This window comes from Stenotrophomonas sp. 2YAF22 (assembly GCF_052114665.1).
GTDB lineage: Bacteria > Pseudomonadota > Gammaproteobacteria > Xanthomonadales > Xanthomonadaceae > Stenotrophomonas > Stenotrophomonas indicatrix.
Genome location: NZ_JBFRFE010000742.1, coordinates 1 through 1,855 on the forward strand (window position 1 = coordinate 1; position 1,855 = coordinate 1,855).

Annotated in this window: 2 protein-coding genes; one reads left to right on the forward strand and one right to left on the reverse strand. The window is 66.5% G+C overall.

All coding sequences use genetic code 11. The features are described from left to right. Positions 1-413 (reverse strand): glutamate--tRNA ligase family protein (locus AB4Y84_RS20640; RefSeq protein WP_442250817.1); only part of this gene is annotated, 413 nt, incomplete at its 3' end. A 92-nt stretch (positions 414-505) separates the two neighbouring features. Between AB4Y84_RS20640 and htpX the strand changes: the two genes are divergently transcribed. After that, complete coding sequence (htpX, locus tag AB4Y84_RS20645; protein WP_025876385.1) at positions 506-1,372, forward strand: protease HtpX; 867 nt, start codon at positions 506-508, stop codon at positions 1,370-1,372. The last annotated feature ends 483 nt before the right edge of the window (positions 1,373-1,855 follow it).

Here is a 1,855-nt window from a genome sequence, read left to right on the forward strand (position 1 = left end):
ATGCTGCCGGGCGGCACGCGGAAGCGGACGGCCGGGTCCGGTCGTGCCTGCCGCGCGACGCAGCGCTGGTGGATGCCGCCATTGGCGGCCAGGTCGCTCCGACTGCAGTGGCAGACGAACGCGTTGCCATCGGCCAACAGGCGGTCCAGCGCCGTCTGGTAGGCGTCGCTACGCGCGCTCTGCCAGATCACCGGCCCGTCATGAAGCAGGCCGAAGGCGGCCAGCGCCTGCAGTTGCGCCTGTGCGGCGCCGGCCACCGTGCGGGGTGGATCGACGTCTTCGATGCGCAACCGCCACAGGCCGCCATGGTGGCGCGCAAGCAGCCAGCTGCCGAAGGCGGCAAGCAGCGAGCCGGGATGCAGCAGGCCGGTGGGCGAGGGCGCGAAGCGGCCGCAGGAGAGGGAGGAGGTCATGCAGCTGAATCGTCGGTCAGGTTGGCGCTTGAATTCAAGCTGACTGCACCGCAGATTGACGGATATCGACCCCTTCCGAGCCGGAATTTCCCATGTTCACCCGTATTGCCCTCTTTCTAGCGACCAACCTCGCGGTGCTGATCCTCGCGAGCATCGTGATGTCAATCCTGGGCGTGGACTCCCGTTCGATGAGCGGCCTGCTGGTCATGGCGGCCATCTTCGGTTTTGGTGGTTCGCTCATCTCGCTGCTGCTGTCCAAGTGGATGGCCAAGCGCTCCACCGGTGCGGTGGTGATCACCGAGCCGCGCAACCAGACCGAGCGCTGGCTGCTGGCCACCGTCGAGCGCCAGGCCAAGGCAGCCGGTATCGGCATGCCGGAAGTGGCGGTGTATGACGGCCCGGAGATCAACGCGTTCGCCACCGGTGCCAACCGCAACAACGCGCTGGTGGCGGTGTCCACCGGGCTGCTGCACAACATGAGCGAGGATGAAGCCGAAGCCGTGCTCGGCCATGAGATCGCCCACGTCGCCAACGGAGACATGATCACCATGGCACTGCTGCAGGGCGTGCTGAACACCTTCGTGATCGTGCTGGCCCGCGTAGTCGGCGGGGTGATCGACAGCGCGCTGTCGGGCAACCGCGAAGGTGGTGGCCGTGGCTTTGCGTATTACATCATCGTGTTCGTGCTGGAGATGGTGTTCGGCCTGTTCGCCACGATGATCTCGATGTGGTTCTCGCGCCACCGCGAATTCCGTGCCGATGCCGGCGGTGCATCGCTGGCCGGCCGTCAGAAGATGATCTCGGCGCTGGAGCGGCTGCAGCTCAACCACGGCCAGAGCACCCTGCCGACGCAGATCGCCGCGTTCGGTATTGCCGGGTCGACGGCGAAGAAGCTGTTCATGAGCCACCCGCCGCTGGAAGAGCGCATCGCCGCGCTGCGGGCGTCGACGGTGGCATAAGCCTCCGCTTGTAGAGCAGTGCAGGAACGCCTGGCCTCGCGCCGGGCGTTTTTGTTTGYGCACCCACGCGTCGGTAGCGCCGGGCCATGCCCGGCGGATCRTTTCCGCGCCTGCGGAGGGGCGTCACTTTTCTTTTCGCGCGAAAAGAAAAGTAACCAAAAGAAACGCGCCGCCGGCCGCGAGCCGACGTGCTGTGCACGCCGGTACCCTGCGCTCCTCGGTCCGCCGAGGGACGGCGCGGGAACTCGCTACGCTCGGACACCCGCGCCTCTTCGCCCTCGCCGGACCTGCGGTGCTCGGCTTGCTATAAGGCGGGCCGGAAGATCAAGATCAACGGCAAGAGCATCCACGCATGGCGTGGATCTACTGGGTGCAGCTGTGGCGTTTGATCTTGGGTCCGCCTTGCAGCGAGCCGAGCATCGCAGGGGAATCAGGGGCACAGAGGCGCCGATGTCTGAGCGCAGCGAGTTCGGCGCCGTCCCC

Coding starts and splice junctions, on each gene's coding strand:
- htpX (WP_025876385.1), top strand. CDS start 506: ATGTTCACCCGTATTGCCCTCTTTCTAGCGACCAACCTCGCGGTGCTG.